We start from the raw sequence: 23,252 nt of genomic DNA, 5'->3' as shown, positions 1-23,252 counted from the left end.
CGACTCCATATCCCTGACGGAAAACAGATCGACGTCGATCCATGAAGGAGCAATGAATTAAATTACATCTGCCCGCCTCCTAGTTCAACCCAATCTGTACCTCCCTTCCGTCCATATGAGACACAGCCTGACGTTTTAGCGCATGGGTGACAGCTTCTCGGCCAGATCGGAGGGATGCAGCTCATAACCATTTTCCGTGTACGAATCGTAATACACCCGGCCGTTGCGATACACCATCAGATCCTCCAGATGGAAGCCTCCCATCAGATTCAGCTTCTCCACACCACTGCTTCGTTCTTCGTATACCACACCCAGTTTATAAATACGTGATGTCTCTTCGGCATGCGCCGCGTAGTCCATGAAGGCACTATGGTGATCACCAAAGAAATATTTTTCTTCATAACGATGTTCCTGCGTATAGTCGAATACCCTTACCCGAACGACCGCCTGCTCCTCCAGTGTACGGTACAATCTGCGGAACAGATCATCACGGGTCAGTACGTTTTTGTCGCCATAGGTAATGGTAACATTCGCCCGCAGCAGCAGCTCTTCTTCAAAAGGTACCCGGAGCGGCTCTGCTGTAAGCAGCATGGCATGACATACTTCCATCAGACGTTGCAGGAGTCGTTCATTACCTTCCGTAGCAAGCCGGTTCATATCCCCCATATAGCGGTCTTCGAACCAAACATCCCGCCCGCGCTTTGCCTCCAAATCGGCGATCAGCGCTTCCGTCACTTTGCCGTAGTATTCCATTACGTTCTGCCCGATGTACTCATCGGCTGCGGCGATGCTCTCTAGAGCGGTCTCACGCAAGGTACGTTCCAGCGCTGCCAGTGTTTCCGTTACCTTCCGACTGAACGTATGCAGATGCTCCATCTCTGTGTCGTAGACACGAAGCAGCTGCAATTCATTCTCCAGACGCAGCAATTCAACCTTGGGTACATACACGCGCTCCAGCAAACAATCGATCAGATTGCGCACATTCTGTTTGTCACGGAACAACGCTCGTTTAAACGACTGATCCTCTACCCGCTCCTGCTGCCGCTGCTCAAGCAAAGAACGTGCGGATTCAAGCTGCACCGATTTATCCCGGATCAGTCCAAGCAAGGCCTCACGCACACTGCCGAACCCGTTGTCACTCCAGGCGGCCCACTGAAAATAGCCAATCTCGGGATGCTCCATCCGTGATTGTTCAGCCTTACGACGAAGCGAGCCTTCTGTGCTGCGCTGACGCACTCGTTCCTCAGCAAGACGGACCACGTTTTCACGGAAGTACGCCTCTGCCCCATGGCCGAACAGCGCTCTCTCCGCTTCACGCAGTGAGAGCGGCTTTAGATCCGTGAAGCTGACGTTATGCGTCATAATGCCGCTCATGCCGCTAACCAGGTCCTCATCGGGAAGGATACCTTCCACTTTACGCTCTACCGAAGCCCCGTCCAGTCCAAAGAAGACGAGCTTGTCCTTGATGCTCCACTCGGGTTCCTGCCGCATCCGTTCAAGCAGATAACGATACAGGTGATACAACACTGCGAGTGCAATCGGTTTGTTCGGCCGTCTGATCTCGGCAAAACCTGCACTGGCATAACCGTGCTGATCCGAAGTGGTGCGAATATTGTTTTTGAACGATGTATTGTTATAGGTGTTGGCTCCTGTGCTTGAAACGGCACCGGAGCTATCTGGCTCCTGCTTCCGGTTCTTGAGCAGACAGATTCGGCAGATGATCTCGGCATTTTCGATCCACCCGCCCGGCACGCCGGTTCCCCGCTCGTTTTTGTCTGACAAAATATATACGAGATCGAATAATGGCGATGCAGGATGCACTACCGGAATAGAGATACCGTCCTCTGTAACCAGCAGATTACCGCTGAACGTATAGTCCAGCCCTTGCATGTAATCCAGTTCCCGCAAAAAAGCGAGTCCTGCTGCACTTGCATATCCAAAGGAATCGACCTGCTCCATCTCGCTGACCAGCACATGCAGATCGGTCTGTACCGACTTGAAGGATTGACCCAATATCGTTTCGGTCAGCTTGGTAAGCTCCGGTAACAACACATTTAATGGATCGTCTGCCCGAGTCACGACCGTCACGTAGATCCGATCGAATGATGAATACAAACGTCCGTATTCAGCAATACGATTACTCACCCGTCGCAAGGTGCGATTCAGACCATAGAGGGCCTGATCTGAATCGTGAAAACTGCGATGCACATCCTTGCGAAGAGTCTTGGAAGGTCGCCCGGTCTGTGCCCCGGATATCGGAAGCACGTGGCGGGTCACCTGACCGTCATCGAACGAGCTGCGATCCATAGCTTCAGCCGGACGATGCCCAACTGGATATGATGATTGACGGTCATCGCTATGTTCACCGCGATTAAGCTGACCACTGTTATCATTATCATGCTTCATTCGTCCGCTGCTGTCATGGTTCCGATGACGATCATCATCCTGATCTTCCGTCCCAATCTGTACGTAGACTACGCCTTCTCCGTTATCCCATTTCAGCCGGTTGATCTCCTGAACAGCAGATACTGCCGGAGCGACCTGATCACCCACGAACAGGAACAGGGCGGGGTAATGGATACTACTGCGACCATCACCCAGGCTGCCCTGGCGCTCCTGCTCTGTTGCATACTGGGCTGCATACTTCTCCAGATTACGCTTCAGGGCATTGTTCGAGCTGAACTCCATCCCGGCCGCCATCTTACTTCAGCCTTCTGCGAATGTCATTCAGTTTCGATGACATCGTTCTGTAGAACTGGTAGATGTCTTCCCCGTTCGCCAATTCCACTCGCTCGTATTCCAGGCGATCACGGGATTCCATGAACAATGCAGCCAGATCATCCACCTTGCTAAGCAGTGGCGTGATATCTTCGGAAGCGGTCAGGTCGTTATCACGACGGGAAGCTTTGCGAAGCAATGTGCTGCGATCCTTCTCCGCCAGTCCACGGAAGTTGCCAAACACTTCATATTCAGCAAAGTTGCGGCTCTTCATCAGGTTCGCGAACGGCTCCCATGCGTCTTCTTCCGGATCACGGTCATACACATACAGCGCGCCCTTCTTCACGATGGTATCCGTGTAGAGTGCTTCGATGAAGCGGTCATACCACTGCTCCTCGTCCTGGTGCTGGGCGAGAATGCCTTCCAGTTCGGCGACTTTGGCCGAGATGGCGTTCATCTTCGCCAGTTCTTCACGTACCCGCGCGATCAGCTGCGGGGAGCGCACCAGGTTTTCTTTGGCCATATCTTCATTAATACTTCCAAAAATGTCCTTCACCGACACTCGTGGCAATCCTTCGGATTGCAGGCGTTTCAGTTCCATAACTGCACGCTTCACTTCACCCAGGTTCGGCGTAGTAGACGTCAGGCGCATGTCATAGGCACCCAGCTTCGCGGACAGGTCGAACGGTTCGGTCGTAACAACGGCGTAGCGGTTGCTTGTATTTTCGTCAATCGTTTTGGCCGTAACAATCCTGTATCCAATCGCCTGCTCGAATTCCGTACGCACACGGGCATTGTATTGCTTCACCCGAGCGTTCTCGTACACATCACCCCATGACTTTTCAGGGATCGGAGACGGCAGATAGGTCCAGTTATTCTTCTCGGTTTGCACCAGATGGCGGCCGATGCCTTCTTTGTCCAAAATGGTACGTTCATAGCTCTCCTCATATACTTTGAGCGGCGTGTACACAAACAGTGGTACCCCGTTGCGAGTATTCAGCCAGAAGATCCGGTTGCGCACTTCACTTTCCTTGACGGTAAAATGGGATTTACCCACCGCATTGTTCTGATAGTTGCGAATCCCTCTCAGAATGCCCGGCGCCTGTGCTGGCACCGATACGAATCCCCAGGATGGGAAATGCAGACTGCCTGTGCTGTTGCTCAGATTGAACACCGGAACGGCCTCATCATCCAGTTTGCCTGCAATGAAGCGTTCCACGAATTTCTCGACCGACTCGTCCTGTCCATATTTGATAACCAGGAAGTCTTCCATCGAGCGGGTAATCAGATCGCCGAATTTTTCAGTCAGGAAATCAGAGATGGAGCTGACGATATCGATCTCGTTTTCCTTCACCCACTGGCTGGAGTTTTCCAACAATTCACGCGAGAAGTCGCGAATCAGGTCATCCGTATCGCGCTTGTCCAGCAGTCCATCCACCACACTGACGATATCCGGTACACTTACAACGTTCCAATAGTACGTCTTGTTGCCTTTGTGATCAGACTGTTCTTCGCCGCGTGTGAGAATATCCCCGTTTTTGGAGAAAATCGAGCTGAGCGCGTTCAGTGTTTCGGTAAATACATTATAAATGCGGCTGTTTTCCTGATTCAGCAATTCGTACAAATCCTCATAGAACTCGATCATCTGATCATTGCGTTCCACATCGGCGTGCAGCCAGTACTCATGAATTTTTGCTTCAATATAAGCATTCTTCTTCTTCTCTTTGGAAACAAAAGCACTCTTCGCATCGCCGAGTTTCTCTTCGGACTGCTCCTGAGCGGCCTCAATATCACGCGGAATGCGGAAGGCATTCTCACGCAGGGTTTCAATGTACGACTGAATCATCTTCAGTACACAGAAGCCTTTTTCCGTGTAGATCAGACGGGACACATAGAACGGACCCTGTTCGGGATGCAAAAACATACGCCGGATCTGTTCGGTGAACTGACCCGCAATCTCACCCGGCAGCTGCTTCTTCGCCTTGATATATTCTTCACGGGCACGAGCCAGGAAGTTCTGCTCCAGTTCGGTGTCCATGTTCACCACCTGTGATTTCACCACATTGCCATAGGATAGGCGCTCGCTATTCTGGTAACCTGGCAGCGGCTCCGGCACGCGGGCTTCAAAGGACTTGACCACACTTTCGAGATCAATGCCCAGTTTGCGGGCAAACTTCTCGGTATCCTCCTGATTCGGCGCTTTGGAGAACATGGTGCTCATTTTGTCGAACATACGGTAAGCCAGATAGGTCGTCATCTCTTCAATCGGCAGTACCGCGGAGGATGCACCGATAATGTTGTAATCATAGTTCGCAGGGTAAGCCTTGTTCATCTGCGCAATGTTCGTACGAATGTTGCTAATATAGTCGTGGATGGCGAACTCCTCACCCGACTGCTTTTCCTCACTCGCCATGAAGTTGGTGATGTTCTCGGCGGTGACATTCATGCAGTAATCGTAGGCGTTTTCCAGCAGTTTGCCTTCCGTATTGGTTGCTGAAATCAGATGACACAGGTTGAACGGCGGCAGCGGTGAATTCACGGTCAGAATATTGCCGTATTTCTGGGAGAAACGTTCTCCCCTGCTATCCACGTTCATCCAGTAATCCAGCTCTTTGAGCGCAGCGTAACCATTCTTGCGGATGTACTCACGAGTGTGCTCACTCAAGCTTTTGTTGGACAGGTTCACGTCTGGGGTGAACAGATATCCAAGCGTGTTCACACGGTCAATCCCGGCAGAGCCATGATCGCGTTCGATAATCCCGCGCACGATATAAGAAATATCCATGAAGCAACCACTGCCCGTACCACCGGAAAGACCTGTCAGCAGGAACACCATCAGTTTTTTGTTGGTGCCTACGGATAAGGTTTTGATCTTTTTGTCGATCGCCTGAACGACCTGGTTAATCTTCGTAAACAGCAGCAAACGTCCAGCCTGACGGACCCCTGCGGCACCGTTCATGCCATCGGTGATGCTCAGCTCCGGAGATAACCAGTCCGTAATATACGGCTCCAATACGCTGCGGTTCTGAAGCAGTCCACCAATCTCGGCATTGGACAGCAATACGAATTCATTAATTGGATCGAGTCCGATGCCCTTATACTTTTTGGCGCGATCCTGTTCGTTCGTTTCAAAAGCAAGAAATTCCACGTTGGACGGTTTGTCCATTTTTTTCTTGGATACCGGGTCCTGTGGCAGCTTGAAACGTCGGTTAATCTGGTATTTAAGACGCAGCAGCGCATCAATACCTGTTCCTCCAAGACCGATAATCAGAATCGGGTTATCAATCGTATCGACTCTGATTTTCTCGCTGACAATCCCTCCGCCAAGCGATACATCCAGTTGCTGAATATGTTCTCTAACAATCGGTTTCATTCCAAGTCCTCCCTTTGGTTAACACAGTTGGAACTACAAAATAATTACACTTGCCACTCCGATGACAGAATAACCTTCCGATCGCTGTTATCCCCAGATTTTTTAATTATATTTTACAAAGGTGAAAATCTGGGGATAAGCGTATGCTTCCGATGCAGCTTTCTTTCAGAAAGCTTTTAGGCGAACGCTTCCGCTTCTTCAGGTTATTTCTGTCCTCTACGTTCTCGTGTAGATGGTTGGTTCAACTTAAATTGGTATTCATTCTTAGACCAGATACTCAATTAAAATGGTCTTGTCCGCCTGTTGCAGCGGGATGCTCAGTCGGTCACCGTTCTTCAGTTCAACGCCTGAGCTTGCATCAACGGCACGGCCGGATTTCTCCAACGTTCCGCCTGCGGTATTACGGATTATAATTCGATCCCCATTGCTGGGTGTAAATACATATTTTTCGGTTTCCTTCAATTCAGGGTCCAGCTGTAACAGCTGATGCAGATGAAATCTGCCCCGGAAGGATGCCAGTTTTTTATATTGTGGGTACGACTTGTCCCCGGTGTTTTCATCCCGAATTTCAATAACCATCTGCCCAACAAATCCGCGGTTTTTGCGTTTTAGCCAGCCCATGAGGAACCAGCCTCCAACAGCTACAACGACCAGGGCAATCACGCCAAGAATAACGGGTAACCATGGGAAAGGTTTATCCTGTTCGCCAGCAGAAGTCATAGGTTGATTTCCGCTTCCAGCTGCTCCACCCGCGTTGATCGTGATTGGAGCACTTTCCCGGTAGAAGCTGTCCTCTTCTGCACGGATAACAAGCTCATAGTTATGGTTGTCCGGCACTTCAAACGTTCCGGCGAACCCGGTTCCCGTGTTTTCGAGCGGTTGTTCCGCACTTTTGCCTGTATCCAGATCGTTTACGACCAATGTCGCCTTCATATCGGCGTACAGGTCATTATCCTGCAGCGGTTGTCCCCCATTCTCCAGCTTGGCTGTCAGATCGACTTTGTCGCCCTTCGTATAGGACTTGGTCTTAATTGGGTCCACGACGAGCTGGAGATCATAGTTGAACAACAGGTTGATATCGATGCTGTCTTTGGGAGCCCCTTTTACCCGAAGTTTCCAGTCGCCTTCCTGGGGTTTAAGCAGCTTCACCAAGGAATAACTCTTCGAAGTCGAGAGCTTGGCTGCATCCGAATTCAGATCCACGGCTTTGCCGGAAGGATCGGTTAATTCGATCTGTACTTGTTTTGAAGACATGATCGAAATATTCGCTTCCAGTACACTGTCGTTCGGTACGTTCACGGTAACTTCCTGATAACTGCCGTTTCCTGTAATGGAGGGCAGCTTCACCACATTCAGCTTGGCATGATCCGCAAAAATTTCACTCAAAATCTGCGGCAGGTCATCCGGCGTATCCGTAATGAAGGACTTGCCTCCGGTCTGCTGAGACAAATCTGCAAGTGCATCCTTGTTCAGTTTACCGTCTGCGTTCAGTCCAATCGTATAGACGGGAATCCCTTGATCCTTTGCTTCCTTGACGGCCTTTGCCAGATCCGCATCGGACTGAGCCTGAGTGCGGCCTTTGGTTTTGTTAAAATCATTGTTGCCGTCAGCCAGCAGCACGATCATTGGCGAGTGAGACTTGTCAGCTCCATGGTTCAGCACATTCACCGCTTCAGCCACTCCGACAGAAATATCGGTATAGGGCCCTCGGCCCAGCTGATCAATAAAATCTTTCAGGCTGCTCTTGTCCGCATCGGACTGTATCTCCAGCAATGCCTTTTCCCGCTCCACCTGATCGGTGTAAGCAACAATCCCTACCTTGTCCCCCTGGACCGGCAGCATATCAATAAACATTTTCATGGCTTCATTGCTGATCTTGTCACGGTCACTTGTATTCATTGAATTACTTACATCGGCTACAAGTACCGCATCGATTCCACTTGTCTGTGCCTGAGCCGCTGCAGCATGTGGCAGCAACGCCTGAGGTAGCAGCAGCGTTAGAATTGCCAGCAGAACCAGAGTTCCGCTGAGCCAGCGTATTTTGCTTGTCCGCAGCATTAGGTGTACTCCTTCACGTTTGAGATTAAAATGGGAATAGTTTATTATAGGCGTCAAGCCTTAAGGAAATCTTAACAGTCTACTAATAAATTCTGAAAAGCACCCCTATCTTCAGTTACAGTTTTGTAATGACTGACAAAAACCGACGTTCTCACGTCTTAATCTGTCACTAAAGTTCCAACTATGGAAATATGATATAGTTATTGCCAGTAAACTGCAATATAACGACGCTTGATCAGTAAACATTATCGTTTATAAAATGAATATAAGCATCACACGTTAACGGAGAGGGCAGAAAGGTTGTACTGCCATCGAAGTGACTCGGGTGTGCAAACAATAGTTCATCTTATAATATAAGCAAAATGATCAAGCCATAGAAAGGAACGGATTATGGTTACATACGGATGCCTCGCCATATTGTTTCTTTTTGTCATGATAAAGGGAATTGCGTTCCTGCTTCATCGGCGCAAACCCGTTTCCCGGGAAGATGCAGATCGAACCCTCTACACTATTCTGAATGGCGAGCGTGATTGAGCATGAGTTCTAAACAAGTTGTATCCATCAGGCCTTTTATAAGAACGACGCATGCTTTTCAAAAGTTGCGTGTCTGCAAGCGGTGCGGACAGTATACCTGTCTTTGGGAGGACCAGTGTACCGCCTGTGGGCGGGGCACACTCACCTTAACCGAAGAACGCGCCGCTTCTCGCGTGAAACGTCGAATTGTACGCGACCTGTTCATTACAGTAATTCTTGGTGCGGCTGCTACTTATTTCGGCGAAACGATTGATCAGACCATGGCAGCGGCCAGCGTCTCCCTGCTGCTCCTCGCTGGACTGATCTTCATGCAAAAGCGATCTTTCCAGATCGAACAGCAGCGAGAATTCAAACGAATGCTTCGTCAGGATGAGGAAGCGATTCGTCAGGGCATTAACCGGAATTGGGCCCTTGTCGCAGAAGCGCGCAAGCAGGATGAAGCGCTCGCCTACGAAATGCTCAGGGAGATCGGCTCACTCGTCTACAACGACCGGATTCGTCTGCAGCAGGTTGCGTTGCTGCAATCCTTCGTGCTGCGCAGCGATATGGACCTGCAGCTGAAGCCTCTGCTGCTGCGCAGCTTCGAGCGCCTGCTCGCTGAATATATCGGTGAAATCGCACGGCTGAAGCCGGAATTAATTCGCGAGGATGCGATCCGGTATATCGCCACATACGAGGTTAATATTTTGCAGCTGCACAACGGCATTCAGATCCTGACGGCTGTCGCCGCCGCGGCTGTACGCAAAAGTAAATATATTGAGTTGTTCCCTAGTCTTATTACCCGCTACGCCCGCTTTATGCCCAAAGATCGTTTCATGCGACTCTATCAAACTCTGGAATTGTATCCGGGTAAGGCACGCGGTGGTCTGGCGGAATCAGTGGGTCGGGTGTATAACGAGAAATATCGGGATTCATACGCAGATGCTCATGTGTAAAGCTGTTGAATATGGACTCGAAACGTAAATTAGTGCAAACTCAATCCCTGTATATAGACGACCTGAAATCCGTTCACCCCTGCATGCGTAATGGAATTACGCGTGACATCGTATCATTTTTATCATATAAGCTTCGACGCAAAAACACCCCATCCTTAGGTCTAGGATGAGGTGTTTTGATATTTGGAAAATGTATGGCATTCTTCCAGACTATCTGCCATAGATTTTATCTTTTACCGTCCGCGACGAGAATCGCGGCGGTCGCTCTTGGCCGGACCGCGTCCTGCGGAGTCCGGCCGGCGGGAGCCCTCGCGGCCCTGCTTGCTTGGGCCGCCTTCACTGCCGCGCCCGGAGCTACGCTTATCGGCGCTACGGCCAGCCCAGCCGCTGCTGCGCTCATCGCTGCTGCGACCTGCACCGCGCCCGCCTTGACCCGCTGCACCGCGACTGCTGTCGCTGCTGCGCGCGGAACCACGGCCTGCGCTGCGCTCGTCGCCACTGCGGCCGCCGCTACGTCCACCTTCGCCGCTGCGGGAACCACGACCGCCACGACCGCCTTCGCTGCGGCCAGTACGACCTGCGCCGCGACGAGCACTGCCTGTCCCGGCGGAGCGTCCGCCAGAACGTTCTTCATCACCCTGACTGTTGATGGAACGTCTATTTGCTCCAGTTGATGCTACCGGTCCTTCGCTCGTCCACTGGATACGGGAGAGCTTCTGATTGGTGCCTTCTTCAATACGAGCAAGCTCGGGTCTGTCGTGTTGTGTTGCAAATGTCACGGCAAGGCCCGTGCCGCCAGCACGACCTGTACGGCCGATCCGGTGGATATAGCTTTCCGCATCATGCGGCATATCGTAGTTGAATACGTGCGTTACGCCTTCTACATCAAGTCCACGTGCAGCTACGTCTGTAGCAACAAGCACTTGCAGTTTGGCATCGCGGAACGCTTTCATGACGTTCTCACGCTTGGATTGAGACAAATCACCATGAAGTTCATCGCTCGCATAACCTGCTTCGCGCAGATCTTCATTCAGCTTGGATGCACGACGCTTGGTCCGGCAGAATACAATCGCCAGATATGGGCGATACGTATCAATCATGCCGCGAAGTGCCTCAAGTTTGCCACGATCCGTACACTCCAGCACCTGCTGACGAATCTGATTGATCGGAATCACGGACTTGGAAGATACCTTCACATCCTCCGGGTCTTTCATGTAGTTCTTCGCCAGGTTGCGAATGCCTTTCGGCATCGTTGCCGAGAACAGCATCGTCTGACGTTTGTGTGGCAGTTCACTAAGGATGGTCTCTACATCCTCCAGGAAGCCCATGTGCAGCATTTGGTCGGCTTCATCCAACACGAGTTTCTTAACATTATCCAGCTTCAACGTGCCACGACGGAGATGGTCCAGGAGACGTCCCGGCGTACCAATCACGATCTGTGTGCCGTTTTGCAGTTTGCGCAGCTGTTTGTCCACATCTTGTCCGCCGTATACCGCGAGAACATGCAGTTTATCGTCGTTTGCAGTCAGCTTCTTCGCTTCTTCCGTAATTTGCAGCGCCAGCTCCCGCGTAGGGGCAATAATCAGCGCTTGCGGTGAGCGGTCGGATACGTTAATTTTCTGAATAATCGGCAGCAAAAAAGCCAGCGTTTTCCCTGTACCCGTCTGCGCCTCAGCAATAATATCGCGCCCACCCAGCAATACCGGAATCGAACGCTCCTGTACCGGAGTCGGCACGGCGATGCCCTGATGTTTCAGGATCTCGCACCATTCCGGGCGAATGCCCAGTTGTTCAAAGTTTGCCAATCGTTACACCTCTGTATATTCATTTAGATAAGTCCATTTCATAATTGCTTTCACTTGGCTTCAATCAAGACTAGTTTTCCGTATATCAATCATGATTATGAAATGAATTTTTTAAAAAGCAATCGGTCCGTTGCTCTTCTTCTCCATACCCTGTAGTTTACACGTTAGTCAAGCAAAACAAAAGGGGATTGAACGTTACTTTCCTGCATTTGTCCACAATTGTCCCGGATCATTGTGTTTAAAGCGTTAACGAATCGTACACACCTTATACTGTGGTGATGGTACCCTTTAAAACTGTAACGAATTCCAGCCACGTTATTCCAGGCTGATTTAGCGAGAAAACGCAGATAACGAAAGAGGCCGTCCCGTCATGTTCCTTCATGACTTGCAGGACAGCCCCTTATCATTCATCCATGTTACTCATTGAATTCATTTATCTACATATTAGACTCTCTTGTTCATCTGTATAAGTTATTAGGAACCGTGCCCTTGTGCCGCGGCAAAACCACTCTTCTCAAGCAAACGGGAGCTTTCCTCGTTCAGTCCGCGCAGATGCACCGTTTTGCCCAGCTTCGCATATTTGAATTTCACTTTACCAATGGCAACAACCGCCGTGTTATCCCAAATATGTGAGCCTCCAAAATCAATCGTGATCTCCTCCGGGTCTGCCTCGGCATTGAACTCATCAACGAAACGGGAGGATGAACCAAAGAAGAATGGTCCGTGGACCCGATACACCTTCTGCCCTTGTTCCTGATTGGCCTGCACGCGAATCTTGGTCTGTTTCCAGCCAAAATGCAGCACACTGAGCACAACGCCGACCATAACACCAATCGACAAATCATGGGTATAGACCACAATCGCTACCGTAACGATCATAACAATAGCTTCCGCCCGTGGCACACGCGCAATATTTTTGATGGAGCTCCAGTCAAACGTACCGATACACACCATAAACATGACGCCTACGAGCGCACCCATCGGCACCTCTTTCACCACACCACTGAGCAGCAGCAACAGGATCGCAAGGAACGCACCCGCGGTAAACGTGGATAACCTTCCGCGTCCACCCGACTTCACATTAATAACCGACTGTCCAATCATCGCACAGCCACCCATGCCACCGAAAAGGCCGTTAACAAAGTTGGCAATCCCCTGACCACGCACTTCCCGGTTTTTGCTGCTCTTGGTCTCGGTCATTTCATCCACAATCGTTGCAGTCAGCAAGGATTCCAGCAAACCTACCAGTGCCAGCGTGAACGAATAAGGCAGCAGAATCATTAGGGTATTAAGGGACCAGTCGATATTGGGCAGATGGAACATTGGCAGGGTACTTGTGAGGTTCCCCATATCACCTACGGTTTTGACATCCAGATTCAACAGCGCCGTAATGATCGTCATAATCACGATAGCAATCAAGGGAGCAGGAACGCTTTTGAAAAAACGCGGCAAAATATAAATGATCGCCAGCGTACCCGCTACCATCGCATACATGATCCAATTAGCACCCGTGAAGTGGGTCAGCTGTGCCATAAAGATCAGAATCGCCAGCGCATTCACAAATCCGGTCAGTACCGAGTGGGGCACAAACGTAATAAACCGTCCAACCTTGAAAATTCCCAGAATAAACTGAATAATGCCTGTCAGAATTGTAGCGGCAAACAGATATTCCACGCCATAATCCTTGACGAGTCCGACCATCAGCACCGCCATGGCACCCGTTGCTGCCGAGATCATACCTGGCCTTCCACCCACAATCGAGATCACAATGGCAATTGTAATGGAAGCGTACAAGCCGACCATCGGATCAACGCCAGCAATGATGGAGAAGGCAATGGCTTCCGGAATAAGCGCCAGCGCTACCGTAATGCCTGCCAGCACGTCACCGCGAATGTTACCAAACCATTGTTGTTTTAACGTATTCATATGTCTCTTGCCGTTCCTCCTACGTGTATAACTTCAAATTTGTCTTCGCCTGATTTGCAATGGAACGGTTCGTCACTGATCAACCACGACAGACAGCACAAAACAGCGGGATATCCTCCCACAAAATGAATCTATACGTGCCTGAATTGCATGATTTCCCATGATTCAGCTAAGTTATCCGACATCAGGTCGGAACATGTCATTATCCGTTCCAGTGAGCACCACGTTATTCCATTGCTACTTCCAGGTTTCTTGCCTTCGAGACATCGTGAGCCGATCATAGTGCCTCTTGGTTTTCCCCTCTCAGAAAAACCGGGTCCGTTAATGTACTGACCTATTATTATAGACATAGAAAGCGATATGTACTAACACAGTTAAACTGAAAAATCAGGAGCAAATCTCGTATTTTCTTAAGCTTGCGTTATTTTACTCCAAGATACTCTTTCTCAAACAAACTTTTCTCAAAAAAATCTGTTGCGACTCAAACTCTATCCTTTAGCCTGACGGTTTTTCTTTATTAAAAAAATGACTAGATAAATCATAGCTAAGATTCCTGTAGCTGCTAGACAAACCATTATGGCACTCATGGTTATGGTCCTAGCAATGATATAATACGCAAAAATGCCGACTAAAAACGATAAAATCAAGTTACTACTCATCTTTTTCAAACAAACCTCACCCTTTCAAAAAAACAACCCGTAAAGATCCTTTAAAAAAGTCTCTTTACGGGTCTTATTGTTGTTAAAATCTTCCTGATTTGAATATCGAATAGAGCAGGAAGGCCACCATCAGAATCGCCACCAGAAATCCAATCTCAATGACCGGAATATCCCACAGCATGGTTGACTGGTGACTGATCGAAGAACCAATGATCAACCCGACCATAATGATACAAAATGCGAGCAGAACAATACTGAAAGACAGCCGGTTACTGATCTGATCCATTCTTCGCATGAGCGCATCCAGTTCAGGGACACTGATCTCCAGCCTTAGCTTGCCTTTGCTAATGATGGAGGAGAGTTGTCTTAGCTGTCCAGGCAGACCCATGACACTCTCAGCCATATCCGCAGCACTGCGGAACAGACGATTCTTGATCCTTCCGGGATTGAAGCGTTCCTTGATCAGCTTTCGACCAAAGGGTTCTGCCATATCCACAATACTCAAGGTAGGATCAAGGTGTTCGACGACGCCCTCCATCGTGAGCAGCGATTTGCCCAGCAGCAGAATGTCGGCAGGCATCACAACCCGGTGTCGCTGGGCCACGCCGAACAGGTCATTCAGCGCTTGACCCACGCTAATTTTGGAAAAGGGAATATCGTAGTATTTGCTGCGGAGCTTGTCCAGATCGCTATGAAGCCCACGCAAATCCATATCATCCGGCATCATGCCCAGCTTCTCAATCGCCCGGATCATGCTGTCCGTATCCTTGCGCATCAATCCGATAATGAGCGAAGCCAGATGCTGCTTCATCTCATCACTCAGGCTGCCCACCATGCCGAAGTCGATAAAGGCAAGCCGGCCATCCTTCAACACCATCAAATTGCCCGGATGTGGATCAGCATGAAAGAATCCATGAATGAAGATCTGATTCAACAACGAATCCACCAGTCTCTGCGCAATATTATTCAGATCATGCCCACGTTTAATCAACTCGTCACGATCATTCAGCTTAATGCCTTCGATGTACTCCATCGTGAGCACACGAGAAGAAGTTTGATCCCAGTAGATCAGCGGTATTTTTACTTTGTTATCCTGCTGATATTGCTGTGCGATCTTTTCCGTATTACGACCCTCGATCGTATAATCCAGCTCGGCCATCAGTGCCTGGGCGTATTCTTCTACCATTTGCGGGATCTGATATTGCTTCACCCAATCCCAGCGCTTCTCCGCCATAGCTGTCAACTCTCGTAAAATATCCAGATCGCGCTGAACAATACGCGAAATGCCAGGTCGCTGGATTTTAATGGCTACCGCCTCACCGCTCCGAAGTTTGCCCAGATGCACCTGTCCGATACTAGCCGCAGCCACAGGGGTATCCTCGAACCGGGAAAAGATCTCCTCCAGCGGTGTATCCAATTCCTGTTCCAAAATACCCCGTGCCGTCTCCGAGGAAAACGGCGGGACCTGATCCTGCAGCTTCACCAGTTCGCGGATGACAGACTCCGGCAACAAATCCGCCCTTGTGCTTGCGAGTTGCCCCAGCTTGACGAAAGCCGGCCCCAGCTCCTGCAGCACAAGTCTAATGCGCTCACTTAGTGTTTTGGTAGTGGGTGCCTCACGCGACATCCATCGCCGGGGTATGGCCAGCAACTGGAACAAGCCCAGCTCCTCGACCATATAACCGAAGCCATGACGCACCAGCGCCATGGCAATTTCCCGGTATCTGCCGACATGTTTGATTCGCACAGCCATCTACTCGATCTCGTTTCCTTTGAGAGGAGGAACTTCAAGTGGAGCTGGGGATACATCAGGTTGAAGCTGTGGTGTGTGACCCAGTTCCGCAAGCTTTTTCTCAAGGACGGTAACACGCTGTTCCAAACTGGTTACATCACTCTCGGATGGAACGCCCACTTCCTGAAGGACACGCTTAACCTGTTCGTGAATCATTCTCTTGAACTGGCCCTGCTCTTCATCGCCCCGTTCCATCAGCCGTTCGACCAACGCTTTGGATTCACCGGGCGCAAGTTCCCCGCGCTTGACCAGATCATCCACGGTTTTCTCAATTTTCTCCTTGCTTACAACAGTAAGACCGAGCCCTAACGAGATCGCCTTTTTGAACAAATCGCTCATTCTTGTCATCCTCCTCTTCGTTGATCTCTATAGTATACCCCTTAAATCACCTACTCACAAAAGAGACGGTCCGGCTATACGTAACGTGCAGCCCATTTTCCTGCCTGCAAAATTAACTGACGATAGGTTTCATGTGCAAAAGAAGGTACATGATGTCCTGGCATAAGGTAAACAATACGTCCAACACCATATCTATGCGCCCAAACTGCGGGCTTCGGCCCTTCTTCGGATTGATACTCTAGCAGAACTTTCGTTTCGGCAAACGAACCGAATTCGAACTGATAAGGCTCTTCCTCCATCGTAAATCCCGTAATGCCTTCGGTCACCGGATGACTCTCTTCCGTTACTGTGAACTCCAGTGGTGCATAAGGTGGATGATGCAGGAATTTGGCACCGATCATCTGCTTCAGCTCATAACGATTTTGGAGCGAAATTCCGTTATGTATAATGACCAGTCCACCTCCATTACTAACATAGGACAACAAGCCTGCTGTCTGCTGTGGAGAGACTTTCCCCTTCCAATCGTCCATGTAACAGATACACACATCAAATCCGGTTATATTTTCTTGCAGCAGCATGTTGCGATTCTCACTGCACTGCACAGTCATAGTATCGTGAAAAATCCGACTGATTTCCGCATCCACACCTTGCAGCGGATGCCAGTCCGGATGAGTATAATCACCAAGTAACAACGCTTTTTTACGATGATCCATCAATAAAAACTCCTTTCAAATTACCTATACCAGAACTACCAGGGAAGTGCATCTCCCTTGTAATCTACATACGCGGGCTGATCTCCCATAAACTGCTTATGGCGATCGATGAGTGCTGTGATATATTGAGCCGATTGATCTGGCGTAAGGTCTGCAGCGGTATTCAATTCCCCGCTCATATAACTCTGTACCCAGCCAGGATGAATCAGCATCACTTGTCCCCCCTCATTCTTTAGGCCATTATGCACAAGGCGGGCCTGCATGTTTAACGCAGATTTGGACATGCAATAGGCAAACCATCCATCTCGGCTGCACTGCTCAATACTGCCTGCCTCCGAAGATATATCGACAATTAGCTTATTTGTCCCTTGAAGAAGGAGGGGCAGCAGGGCATGAGTCACACGCAATGTCCCCAATGTATTTACGTTAAATACTTCTGCCATCTCCGCCATGTTTAACGGTCCGCGGATATGATCCGTAATACTTCCTAGTATAGCCGCATTATTGATAAGCATATCCAAATGCTCTGTATCCAGCTTAAGTGTCTCCGTGAACAAAGCTACAGATAGATCATCCGCAATGTCCAGTTCGATGGCGCGTAAATGTTTTGGATAGGCATCCGTCAGAAGACGAATCCCTTTGGACTCTTCCATGTCCAATCCTGCCGCATAGACGATATAACCTCTCTTCAGCATCTGTGCCGTCAGAGCCAACCCCAGTCCCCGGGCCGCCCCGGTTACACATACGGTTTTCATCACGCTGTCCCTCCCTCGCAGGCTTAATCTGTCTTTAATTCATTCCACATTATTATCCAAAAACCTTTAATTATGAATGGGTACAAGTAACTTCACGACCAAAGTCTCAGGAGAATCCCTATCCATCAGAGTCGTTCAGCTTATATAAATTGCCCTTCGCAGAAACAGGAAACAAAAAAGTTCTGACCCCCATAGTCGGATCAGAACGGAAAACACTTCGTCATCTTAATTACGTTTCATTTAATGTTTCAATATAAGTCTAGGCAGGACCTCAGTTTATGGCAGAAGCTGAGCCTTGTCCGCAGATCTGGCAGCGTAATAACGCCCCAGTTCAACAATGAGGGCCCCCATCTTCTCATCTTCCGGGACCACAAGCGCCTCAATACCTTCTTCACGCATCGCGTTTGCCGTAACCCTGCCTACCGAGGCGGGCACCACACCTTGACGGAAGGCTTCCTGCATGGGTCCAAGCTTTCCCTTCGACGCCGCATATTCGACCAGAAACCGCACTTGCGGTCCACTTGTAAACGCGACGGCATGCACCTCATGCCGCAAAATCTCATTCAATAGCTGTTCCAGTTCGCCCTCTTCCGGCGGGACGTGGCGATAAGGGAGTACCTGACGAACCTGAGCGCCCTGATCCTCGAGCCATCTGACCAGCTTCGGTGCCGTCTCCCCGTGCAGCTGCAACATTACCTTCTTTCCCGCAAGATCATGAGGTGCGAACTCCCGAATTAGCCCGTCTGTGCTGCCATCATCATCCCGCACCAGCAGAGTCAATTTACGCTTTCGCAGTGCATTGACAGTTTTGTACCCTCTTGCTGCAATCATGGAATCCGATAATACGTCCAGCAATTGATCCGCGATTTCCATATCCTCAGCCATATCAAAAATAGCATCCAGTCCCATCCCCGTCGTCAATACCGTCCAGTCTGGCGGGTCCGATATCCAGGATACCAGTCCGTCCCGAATATTACGGTCATCCAGAAAAACAGTTCCCTGTGCAGGTCGGACAAGCGGAATACCGCCCATTTTCTCAACCAGCAAGGACATCTCTTTCGATTTTCTTGGTCCTGTCAGTGCTACGCGTATACCCGCCAAATGTTGAGCCATCTATGTTCCCCCCGTTTATTCAGCCGAATGTCATCAGTCTGACTACAGTATACAGGGTACTTCTTTGGAGGGAAACCGAGTTTCCCCGCTTTTCGGCCGTTCATCTATAACGATTTTTGATGGGATATATCAGGAATGCTGTAATTCTCCACCCTGTGGTCCTTCACGTTTCCCTTTGTCAGACTCATCTCGTTCCTGAGCTGCTTTTTCTTTTTTATCCTCTTTTGGCTGCTGCTTTTGCTTCTGGTTATCCGCTGCCCGTTGATCATTCCTGTCTTTTTTGCGGGGGCGAAGGAACACGAAGAGTATGATGGGAAATAACACCTCGAACACAATCCCAATCCATGTCCACTCCCTTGTAAAACGAAAGAGCTCAATCGCATTTTTAAAAAACCAGAAAGCACATACAAAACCTACCAAAGCCACGGGTCCCGTCATCACTTTACCCGAAACTTTTGGGATCATCCGTTTAAGTCCCCAACAGACAAAGTACAGATCAAACGCAATTTTTGTAATTAACGTAGGTAGAGTTGCCGCTGCCAGTGCAAGATCGAACCGGTCAAGGAAATCACTGATTTGCAGCTGCCTTGCCAGCTCATAGGAAGGATATACTAACCTCGATGCAATCGGTACCCCCACCGCCAGGATCGTTTCGGTGATGATCAGCATCATTAATAAGGCTGCGATCGTAATGCCCCAGAGGACTGATTTAAAACGGAAGTCACTGCCTTTGACTACAAAAGGTATTGCAATCATCTCTCCGAAAAAGGAGAATATGTACCAGCTTCCCTTGCCAACACCGGCAACATCGATGTCAAAATACGGCATGAGATTATCCATGTTTATTTGCTGAATAAGCATGAAAGGCAATATCAACGAATTTAGCAGAAACAACGTAACATACAGCTCAGACATGCCAATTAAGGATCCTAGCCCTCCCCTTACGATAAAAACAGCCATCACTAACAGGGATACTACAATGATAGATAGAGGCGTTGTTTCTAGCAGTGTGATACTTACGTAATCACCGATGAGACGGATATCACGGGCAAATATAAAGAGAAAAAACAGGATGTACAGCAAGCCTGTCACACGCCCCAAAAAAGGAAAACGTCCCACCAGCGATTCAAACAGATCCTGATTGGGGAATCGGCGCTGAACACGGCTTAACATCCAAAGTGATGCTACCATGACAAAAAACACAGGGATGTAGGATAAATAAGCATGCTGTTCAGCATAGTAAATGGCTTGCGCATGGGGCTGAATCAACGTACCTGTAATACTGAGCAGCATGATGAGCAGCACCAACTGACGACCGGTCACTCCCTGATTCATGCAATACCTCCTTTCTATCTTATCTTTCAAGCTTCGAAATTTGTTGAAGTAGCCTTAAGGTAACGGCAGCCAACGCTGAATCAAATGGGTAAGCCATGTAGTGACAAAGACTGTTTTGCTCAAATGCGTTACATAAAACCAAATCCCGGCGCTGATTACGATCAGACCGTAGGATAACCAGCGATTAATGGCCGCTGCCTGCTTCAAATGTTTGAAATCCATAATAATTACGGCAACGACTACACCCAAATATGTGAACAGCAGCGGCTTAATCATGGACGATATCCTCCTCAGGCAATCCAAACGGTTTGTTGATAACCCCTACATTTTCAATAACAATATGTGGCTCCACACTAACTTTCACATCCTGATAAATGTCATCCCAGCGATCCTTTAACTTGTCCCACTCTTTGGGCAATTGCTGATGAATGGAGCGACCCAAACCCAAAATATCGGCAGGATATTTTTTCTGAATCAGCCTTACCCCCTCCAGAATGTCATCTTGGATTTTCTGATGTATTGCTTGATTCAGGTTCTTAATCTCTTGCTCTCGCAGGTCGCCGTAGTTCGACTCGTTGTCTACAACAACTCCCTTGGCATACAGTTTAATCGTCACCGATACTTTTCCATTTTTGATATGAGGATGCAATGAGGAGTTGTTTTCATTCAGTTTAATAAAAATATCACCACTCCCTCGAGGAGCCTTGACCATAATTTCAGGCTCGTTGGCTTCACCCATAGCCAGTATAAGCGCACCAGCAGGCTCTTTTTCAATCATGCCTATCAGTTTGTCTTTCTTAAAGATAGCGATTCCATCCAACTTGATGTTCGTCTTAACGTCCTTCCAGTTGCCCGGCACATTGTCAACGGTCGTGGCAACAGGTAGAAACGGCTCTACCCCTTCGGAAAGAATCGCATCCGTAAAGGTCTTGAGAGTACGCGGTTTGCGCATATTCAGGAAGCACAATTCCCGTACCATTTCGGAAGGAAACTTTTCAATCGGTGCATCGGTATCCAGTACCTTGAATGCCGGGCCTTTGGTGATAATCGGCAAAGCAGAGAAACGATTCAACGGGTATCGTGTAAGCAAGTCCAACATAGGAGCAACGCCCTCACGGGCAAGCTCCTCTCCAATCAATATCGTACGCCGATGGGCATAATAAAGTTCACGAGAGAGCGCTTTTTGACCTTCAATAGACGTTCCGCGCAACGTTTTGGCTGTATTGGACAACATGAACCAGGATTTGTCACCACTCGTGCCTCCACCGCCACCCTCACTCCCGGAGGAACCGGATTGACCGGGCAGAGCAATTTGCAAACTGGATCTGTAATTACCATCCTCCTTATCGATAGCCAGACCAATGACAAAAGCGATATCATTAATCTCCTTCCGATCCCAGCAACCTGATATAAAAATAGTACATAGGAGCATGATGGCCACAGCATGCCGTTTTTGGATAAAGAACATGTGCTTACCACCCCTCCTCAGCATCAGGTGAGCCATTAATTTTCTCATTCATACGCTTCTGGTCACGGTGCACCGTTGAGGGACGATGGATCATGTTCCACCAAGGTGTACGAATAACAATATCCTTGGTATCCGTTTTACTGTACGGACTGAGACCGGTCAGATACGGCACGCCGAAGGAAGTCATTTGTGTCAAATGTACGGAGATCAGCACCAGTCCAATCACGATGCCATATAAACCAAGCGCCCCCGCAAGCAGCATGATAGGAAAACGCAGCAAACGAACCGTAATGGCAAAATTAAAGCGAGGGATCGTAAACGAAGCAATCCCTGTCATGGATACGATAATAACCATGGGTGCAGAAACAATTCCCGCCTGAACAGCTGCCTGTCCAATGACAAGAGCCCCCAGAATACTGACGGCCTGACCTACCGTTTTGGGCAACCGGACCCCCGCTTCTCGTAAAGCCTCGAAGGACAGCTCCATAATGAGGGCTTCGACCAATGCAGGGAATGGAATGGCCTCCCTTGCCCCCGCAATACTCAGGATCAGTGTTGTTGGTAACATATCCTGATGAAAGGTCGTAATAGCGATGTAGAGCGCCGGCAGAAATAGGGCGATACCCACAAACAGAAAACGAATCCAGCGCAACAGATTACTTATAAAGAACCGTTCATAATAATCCTCACTGGCCTGCAGCATCTGCCACATTGTGATCGGGCCAATGAGGGCAAATGGAGTGCCATCCACAAAGATGGCAAAGCGTCCTTCCAGCAGGTTTCCTGCCACTGTATCGGGGCGTTCGGTATAATGCATCTGCGGAAAAGGAGAATAGGGATGATCCTCAATAAGTTCCTCAATATATCCCGTTTCGAGAATGCCATCGATTTTAATTTTGTTGAGACGTTCCTTGACATCTTTAATCAGCTTGGGATCGGCAATGTCATCGATGTAAGTCAGCACTACATTGGTTTTGGTCTCAGTTCCAATCGTCATGCTTAACATCTTAAGCGCAGGTGTTTTGAGCTTGAAACGAAGCAGAGCTGTGTTCACACGCAATGTCTCCGTGAACCCTTCACGTGGCCCGCGAATAACCGACTCCGTCTGGGGTTCCTCGACACCACGCCGCACACCGCCCTTGACGTTGAAAAGCCAGGCCTCCTTGCTCCCGTTGATTAACAACAGCGCGGAGGATTCCAGCACTCCCTCCGCTGCGGCTGCCCAGGAATCCACTTTTTTCACCTGCGACAAGGCGATTCGTGTGTCATCGAGAGGAGCAACAGGCTCATCGGTTCGTTGCTCAATCAGGCCGCGAATCAGAGGACGGAGCATATGCTCCTGAATATCTGCTGAATTTACGATACCTTCGATGTACACCAGCAGGCCTTCCACTTCAGGTGTAATCTTGACATTGCGGAATATGACATCCGAACAATCCGAGAAAATGTCTTCCAGTGCCAGCATATGGCTTTCATGTGAGAGGCCTATCGGCTGCCGCAAAATAGGGGGAGACGGCAGCCCCAAAGGGACATGCTTCTTTTTCCCCGAATCCCTTGAACCATCTTTCCCTGATGTTTTGTCCGCCATATGCCGCCCTCCGTTCCTGTTTTGTATACAAGGTAGCTTGTGCCAGATCACACGGAATTATGTGGTCTTTTTGTAAAATATCCAATCATTTTTTTTAATTCAGGCAACAAAAAAAGGCCCCTGTTTAAATAACAGAGACCT

At 49.2% G+C, this 23,252-nt stretch carries 15 protein-coding genes; 1 reads left to right on the top strand and 14 read right to left on the bottom strand.

Annotated features, from left to right (window positions below; all coding sequences use genetic code 11):
* Positions 1 to 135 precede the first annotated feature (135 nt).
* From P5G61_RS20330 to P5G61_RS20320, 3 genes are all read right to left on the bottom strand, one after another.
* Positions 136 to 2,700: a transcription initiation factor TFIID gene (locus P5G61_RS20330; RefSeq protein WP_301248226.1), complete on the bottom strand. Its 2,565-nt coding sequence runs from the start codon at positions 2,698 to 2,700 to the stop codon at positions 136 to 138.
* A gap of 1 nt (position 2,701) precedes the next feature.
* Positions 2,702 to 6,091, bottom strand: a complete 3,390-nt coding sequence (locus tag P5G61_RS20325) for a tubulin-like doman-containing protein (RefSeq protein WP_301248224.1) — start codon at positions 6,089 to 6,091, stop codon at positions 2,702 to 2,704.
* Between the two features lie 264 nt (positions 6,092 to 6,355).
* On the bottom strand, positions 6,356 to 8,149 hold the full coding sequence (locus P5G61_RS20320; RefSeq protein WP_301248222.1) for a vWA domain-containing protein: 1,794 nt from the start codon (positions 8,147 to 8,149) through the stop codon (positions 6,356 to 6,358).
* Positions 8,150 to 8,685: 536 nt separating this feature from the next.
* Between P5G61_RS20320 and P5G61_RS20315 the strand changes: the two genes are divergently transcribed.
* Positions 8,686 to 9,618 carry a C1 domain-containing protein gene (locus tag P5G61_RS20315; RefSeq protein WP_301248220.1) on the top strand — a complete coding sequence of 311 codons (933 nt, stop codon included), beginning with the start codon at positions 8,686 to 8,688 and terminating at the stop codon, positions 9,616 to 9,618.
* Between the two features lie 233 nt (positions 9,619 to 9,851).
* Here P5G61_RS20315 and P5G61_RS20310 read toward each other — a convergent pair whose 3' ends face one another.
* The 11 genes from P5G61_RS20310 to P5G61_RS20260 form a co-directional block, all read right to left on the bottom strand.
* A complete protein-coding gene (locus tag P5G61_RS20310) occupies positions 9,852 to 11,423 on the bottom strand; it encodes a DEAD/DEAH box helicase (protein ID WP_301248219.1) in 1,572 nt (523 codons plus the stop codon).
* 474 nt (positions 11,424 to 11,897) lie between these two features.
* The gene (locus P5G61_RS20305; protein ID WP_301248218.1) at positions 11,898 to 13,349 is read right to left on the bottom strand and encodes a SulP family inorganic anion transporter; all 1,452 of its coding nucleotides are present in this window, start codon (positions 13,347 to 13,349) and stop codon (positions 11,898 to 11,900) included.
* A gap of 741 nt (positions 13,350 to 14,090) precedes the next feature.
* Positions 14,091 to 15,761: an ABC1 kinase family protein gene (locus tag P5G61_RS20300; protein WP_301248217.1), complete on the bottom strand. Its 1,671-nt coding sequence runs from the start codon at positions 15,759 to 15,761 to the stop codon at positions 14,091 to 14,093.
* Positions 15,762 to 16,139: a phasin family protein gene (locus P5G61_RS20295; protein ID WP_024632799.1), complete on the bottom strand. Its 378-nt coding sequence runs from the start codon at positions 16,137 to 16,139 to the stop codon at positions 15,762 to 15,764.
* 74 nt (positions 16,140 to 16,213) lie between these two features.
* A complete protein-coding gene (locus P5G61_RS20290) occupies positions 16,214 to 16,852 on the bottom strand; it encodes a ThuA domain-containing protein (RefSeq protein ID WP_301248215.1) in 639 nt (212 codons plus the stop codon).
* Between the two features lie 35 nt (positions 16,853 to 16,887).
* On the bottom strand, positions 16,888 to 17,607 hold the full coding sequence (locus P5G61_RS20285; RefSeq protein ID WP_301248214.1) for an SDR family oxidoreductase: 720 nt from the start codon (positions 17,605 to 17,607) through the stop codon (positions 16,888 to 16,890).
* 276 nt (positions 17,608 to 17,883) lie between these two features.
* Complete coding sequence (locus tag P5G61_RS20280; protein WP_301248213.1) at positions 17,884 to 18,720, bottom strand: uroporphyrinogen-III synthase; 837 nt, start codon at positions 18,718 to 18,720, stop codon at positions 17,884 to 17,886.
* Positions 18,721 to 18,849: 129 nt separating this feature from the next.
* A complete protein-coding gene (locus P5G61_RS20275) occupies positions 18,850 to 20,055 on the bottom strand; it encodes a GerAB/ArcD/ProY family transporter (RefSeq protein ID WP_301248212.1) in 1,206 nt (401 codons plus the stop codon).
* Between the two features lie 54 nt (positions 20,056 to 20,109).
* Positions 20,110 to 20,331, bottom strand: a complete 222-nt coding sequence (locus tag P5G61_RS20270) for a hypothetical protein (protein ID WP_079347782.1) — start codon at positions 20,329 to 20,331, stop codon at positions 20,110 to 20,112.
* Positions 20,324 to 21,523 carry a Ger(x)C family spore germination protein gene (locus tag P5G61_RS20265; RefSeq protein WP_301248211.1) on the bottom strand — a complete coding sequence of 400 codons (1,200 nt, stop codon included), beginning with the start codon at positions 21,521 to 21,523 and terminating at the stop codon, positions 20,324 to 20,326. Before P5G61_RS20265 ends, P5G61_RS20270 begins: the two co-directional genes overlap by 8 nt.
* A gap of 4 nt (positions 21,524 to 21,527) precedes the next feature.
* A complete protein-coding gene (locus P5G61_RS20260; RefSeq protein ID WP_301248416.1) occupies positions 21,528 to 22,988 on the bottom strand; it encodes a spore germination protein in 1,461 nt (486 codons plus the stop codon).
* Between the last annotated feature and the right edge of the window lie 264 nt (positions 22,989 to 23,252).

It is taken from the genome of Paenibacillus vandeheii (assembly GCF_030433635.1).
GTDB lineage: Bacteria > Bacillota > Bacilli > Paenibacillales > Paenibacillaceae > Paenibacillus > Paenibacillus vandeheii.
Note: the sequence above shows the minus strand (reverse complement) of the source record. Positions and strands in the feature narration are given on the sequence as shown.

Coding starts and splice junctions, on each gene's coding strand:
- P5G61_RS20330 (WP_301248226.1), bottom strand. CDS start 2,700: ATGGCGGCCGGGATGGAGTTCAGCTCGAACAATGCCCTGAAGCGTAAT.
- P5G61_RS20325 (WP_301248224.1), bottom strand. CDS start 6,091: ATGAAACCGATTGTTAGAGAACATATTCAGCAACTGGATGTATCGCTT.
- P5G61_RS20320 (WP_301248222.1), bottom strand. CDS start 8,149: ATGCTGCGGACAAGCAAAATACGCTGGCTCAGCGGAACTCTGGTTCTG.
- P5G61_RS20315 (WP_301248220.1), top strand. CDS start 8,686: ATGAGTTCTAAACAAGTTGTATCCATCAGGCCTTTTATAAGAACGACG.
- P5G61_RS20305 (WP_301248218.1), bottom strand. CDS start 13,349: ATGAATACGTTAAAACAACAATGGTTTGGTAACATTCGCGGTGACGTG.
- P5G61_RS20300 (WP_301248217.1), bottom strand. CDS start 15,761: ATGGCTGTGCGAATCAAACATGTCGGCAGATACCGGGAAATTGCCATG.
- P5G61_RS20295 (WP_024632799.1), bottom strand. CDS start 16,139: ATGAGCGATTTGTTCAAAAAGGCGATCTCGTTAGGGCTCGGTCTTACT.
- P5G61_RS20290 (WP_301248215.1), bottom strand. CDS start 16,852: ATGGATCATCGTAAAAAAGCGTTGTTACTTGGTGATTATACTCATCCG.
- P5G61_RS20285 (WP_301248214.1), bottom strand. CDS start 17,607: ATGAAAACCGTATGTGTAACCGGGGCGGCCCGGGGACTGGGGTTGGCT.
- P5G61_RS20280 (WP_301248213.1), bottom strand. CDS start 18,720: ATGGCTCAACATTTGGCGGGTATACGCGTAGCACTGACAGGACCAAGA.
- P5G61_RS20275 (WP_301248212.1), bottom strand. CDS start 20,055: ATGAATCAGGGAGTGACCGGTCGTCAGTTGGTGCTGCTCATCATGCTG.
- P5G61_RS20270 (WP_079347782.1), bottom strand. CDS start 20,331: ATGATTAAGCCGCTGCTGTTCACATATTTGGGTGTAGTCGTTGCCGTA.
- P5G61_RS20265 (WP_301248211.1), bottom strand. CDS start 21,523: ATGTTCTTTATCCAAAAACGGCATGCTGTGGCCATCATGCTCCTATGT.
- P5G61_RS20260 (WP_301248416.1), bottom strand. CDS start 22,988: ATGCTGGCACTGGAAGACATTTTCTCGGATTGTTCGGATGTCATATTC.